Source organism: Sphingomonas sp. 66-10 (assembly GCF_001897045.1).
GTDB classification, from domain to species: Bacteria; Pseudomonadota; Alphaproteobacteria; order Sphingomonadales; family Sphingomonadaceae; genus Sphingomonas; species Sphingomonas lycopersici.
Window position 1 is genome coordinate 1 of the sequence record NZ_MKRR01000134.1, and the last position, 3,213, is coordinate 3,213.

The 3,213-nt window shown below is 68.2% G+C and carries 5 protein-coding genes; all 5 read left to right on the forward strand.

The genetic code is table 11. The annotated features are described in order from the left end of the window. Positions 1-53: 53 nt before the first annotated feature. The 5 genes from BGN95_RS16260 to BGN95_RS16280 are packed head-to-tail and all read left to right on the forward strand — an operon-like array spanning position 54 to position 3,161. Positions 54-1,082, forward strand: a complete 1,029-nt coding sequence (locus BGN95_RS16260) for an amine dehydrogenase large subunit (RefSeq protein WP_286773339.1) — start codon at positions 54-56, stop codon at positions 1,080-1,082. Further along, complete coding sequence (locus BGN95_RS16265) at positions 1,082-1,576, forward strand: MauE/DoxX family redox-associated membrane protein (RefSeq protein WP_286773340.1); 495 nt, start codon at positions 1,082-1,084, stop codon at positions 1,574-1,576. Before BGN95_RS16260 ends, BGN95_RS16265 begins: the two co-directional genes overlap by 1 nt. Then, entirely contained in the window at positions 1,576-2,166 is a 591-nt protein-coding gene (locus BGN95_RS16270) for a thioredoxin domain-containing protein (protein ID WP_286773341.1), read from the forward strand. Before BGN95_RS16265 ends, BGN95_RS16270 begins: the two co-directional genes overlap by 1 nt. A 3-nt stretch (positions 2,167-2,169) precedes the next feature. Then, complete coding sequence (locus BGN95_RS16275; protein WP_265268104.1) at positions 2,170-2,718, forward strand: methylamine dehydrogenase light chain; 549 nt, start codon at positions 2,170-2,172, stop codon at positions 2,716-2,718. After that, positions 2,715-3,161, forward strand: a complete 447-nt coding sequence (locus BGN95_RS16280; RefSeq protein WP_265312412.1) for a c-type cytochrome — start codon at positions 2,715-2,717, stop codon at positions 3,159-3,161. Before BGN95_RS16275 ends, BGN95_RS16280 begins: the two co-directional genes overlap by 4 nt. Positions 3,162-3,213: the final 52 nt, after the last annotated feature.

Below are 3,213 nucleotides of genomic sequence, written 5' to 3' on the forward strand. Positions count from 1 at the left end.
CATCACCCAAACCCGCGAGGCCTCGTCAGGCAATTAGGGGGCAACGACACTGGGTGCTGATCAACGATCTCAATTTCAACGCGATCGTCGACGGGCGCGTGGTGGTGGTCGATACCGCCTCGGCCGATCATCCGTTGAAGGCGATCGTCCGCTCGGCGCAATTCGGCAATTCGCTCTACTCGGCCAAGCGGCAAGAGATACTGACCGCCGAGACCTTCTATTCGCGGCTGACGCGCGGCGAGCGCACCGATGCGATCACCTTCTGGGACATGAAGGATCTGAAACCCAAGGGCGAGATCGTGCTCCCTGGCGGCAAGCGCCAGCTCTCGGTGGTCTATCCCCACCTGTTCCAGTTCACCAATGACGAGAAATGGGCGCTGGTCGCCAATTTCACCCCGGCGCAATCGGTCACCGTGGTCGACCTCGATGCGCGCAAGGTGCTCAACGAGATCGATCTGCCGGGCTGCTCGCAAATCTACCCGACCGGCCCGCGCGGCTTTTCCAGCCTGTGCGCCGACGGCTCGATCTTCAGCGCGACGCTCGACGCGCAGGGCAAGGTCGCGACGTCGAAGACGATCAAGGCGGTACAGGACATCGACAACCAGCCGCTGTTCAGCAACCCCGCGATGGTCGGCCAGACGGCTTGGTTCATCAGCCAGAAGGGTTTGCTCCAGGGCTTCGACCTTTCGGGCGAGGTGGCGAAGGTGATCCCCGGTTCGTTCAGCGTCGGCACCGCGCCGGGCGCCACCCCCGAATGGCGCCCGAGCGGCTGGCAGGTGATCAATTCGGATGCCGCCGGCCGGCTCTATGTGCTGATGAATCCCGCCGGCAAAGAAGGCAGCCACAAGGACGGCGGCACCGAAGTGTGGGTGATCGACCCCGCGAAAAAGGCCCGCGTCGCGCGCATCGCATTGAAGGGCCAGTCGATCGCGGTCGCGGTGACGCGCGAGGCGCAGCCGCATATGGTGGTGTCGCGCGCCGACGGCGCGATCGACGTCTATGACGCCGCGAGCGGCGCCTTCGTCCGGTCATTGGGCGCGACCGTCGCGTTCAGCCCGATGGTCATCACCCCGGTCGAATGATGGCGCCGCTCCCCCTGTTCCTCGCGCTGGTGCTGGCGGTGTCCGCCGCGCACAAGGCGCAGTCGGGCGCGCGGTTCGCTACGGCGACGGCGCGGTTGGCCGGGGTCTCCCCGTCGGCCGGACAATTGCTGCTGGTGGTCGCCGCGGCGGCCGAGGCGATCGCCGCACTTTGTCTCGTCATCCCGGCGGCGACCGTCGCCGGGGCGCTGATCGCCGCCTTGCTGTGGAGCGCTTATGCGCTGGCGCTATGGCGTCGGCGCGGCGAGACGCTCGACTGCGGGTGCGACTTCACCGCGCGTCCGCGCCCGGTCGGCGCGGGGCAGATCCTCCGCGCGCTGCTGCTCGCGGGGCTGGCGGCGGTGCTCATTGTGCTGCCGGCGCCCGAGGGGGTGCCGCCGGCCGAGGCGTTGCTGTCCGCGCTCGCCTTTCTCGCGCTCTATTTCGGCGCGTCCGAACTTCTCTCCATTCCCCATCCCGCGTGGAGGAAATCCTGATGCTGGTATCTCAATTGCTGCTGTGGGCGGCGGTGATCGTCCAAGGCGTGCTGATCGCCGCGCTCGCGCGCCAGGTCGGTATCCTGCACGAGCGCATCGCCCCGGCCGGTGCACTGACCCTCCACCAGAAGGTCGAGGTGGGCGAGGTCGCAAGCCGGATGACCGTCACCACGATCGAGGGCGTTCCGCTCGAGGTCGGGGGACGGCGCGACGGACGCAGCCAGCTTCTCTTCTTCGCCTCGCCCGATTGCCCGGTGTGCAAATCGCTGCTCCCGGTGGTGCGCTCGGCGGCCAGGGCGGAGAGCGACTGGCTCGACGTCGTGTTCGCCGGTGACGGGACCAAATCGGCCTACAGCCGGCTGATCGCCGAATATGGGCTCGGCGGGATGCCGCTGGTGCTGTCCGAAGCGCTCGGCCGCGCGTTCGGGGTCTCCAAGCTCCCCTATGCCGTGCTGCTCGACGAGGAGGGCAGGGTCGCCTCGCTCGGGCTGATCAACAGCCGCGAGCATCTCGAAAGCCTGTTCGTCGCCAAGGAGCACGGGGTCGCCTCGATCCAGGATTTCCTTGCCCGCCGCCAGAAGGAGGCATGACCGATGCGTGGTTTCGACAAGCTTGCCGAGCGCTTTGCCCGCTCGGTTGCGCGCGGCACCTCGCGGCGCAGCCTCTTGGCGACATTGGGGATGGGGATCACCGGCGCCGCGGTCTTCCCGGTGCTGCCGGTGGCGCGCGCCTCGACCCACCCCGGGGGCACCCCGCATCAGCCGGTGACCTCAGGCAATCCGCAGGACCCCGGCGATCGCACGACCTGCGATTACTGGCGCTATTGCGCGATCGACGGCTTCCTTTGCACCTGCTGCGGCGGATCGGTCAGTTCGTGCCCGCCGGGGACCGAGATGTCGCCGATCACCTGGATCGGCACCTGCACCAACCCCGCCGACAACCGCGCCTATATCATCAGCTATAACGATTGCTGCGGCGTCTCGTCGTGCGGCCAGTGCCTGTGCAACCGCAACGAGGGCGATCGCCCGCAGGTCCGCACGCAATCGAACAACGATTACAATTGGTGCCTCGGGTCGGAGAGCAGCGTCTATAATTGCTCGACCGCGGTGATCGTCGGCGTCGCGCTGGAGCAGCCGAAATGAGGCGGCTGATCCTGCTCGCCGCGCTCTTGCCCGCCGCGGCCGTGGCGGCGCCGGACGGCAAGGCGATTTTCACCCGCTGCGCCGCCTGCCACACCGCGACCGGCGCCGGGGTGCCCGGGGCCTATCCCCCGCTCGGCGGAGATTTCCGCGCGCTCGCCGCCAAGCCCGAGGGGCGGCGCTATCTCGCGCTGGCGGTGATCAAGGGGCTGGCCGGGCCGCTGACGATCGAGGGCAAGCCCTATCGCGGGGTGATGCCCGCGCAAGGCGGGCTCGACGAGGCGTCGATTGCCGCGGTGCTCAATCATGTCGGCACCGCGATCGCCAAGACCGGGCCGGCGTTCAAGCCGTTCTCCGCCGCCGAGATCGCCGGCTACAAGGCCAAGGCCGGGTCGATGACCGGCGCGGATGTCGCCAAGCTCCACGCCGGGCTGGAAGGCAAATGACCGATCGCCTCGCCCTCCTGATCTTCGGTCTCGCAACCGGGCTGATCGCGGC

Coding starts and splice junctions, on each gene's coding strand:
- BGN95_RS16270 (WP_286773341.1), top strand. CDS start 1,576: ATGCTGGTATCTCAATTGCTGCTGTGGGCGGCGGTGATCGTCCAAGGC.
- BGN95_RS16265 (WP_286773340.1), top strand. CDS start 1,082: ATGGCGCCGCTCCCCCTGTTCCTCGCGCTGGTGCTGGCGGTGTCCGCC.
- BGN95_RS16280 (WP_265312412.1), top strand. CDS start 2,715: ATGAGGCGGCTGATCCTGCTCGCCGCGCTCTTGCCCGCCGCGGCCGTG.
- BGN95_RS16275 (WP_265268104.1), top strand. CDS start 2,170: ATGCGTGGTTTCGACAAGCTTGCCGAGCGCTTTGCCCGCTCGGTTGCG.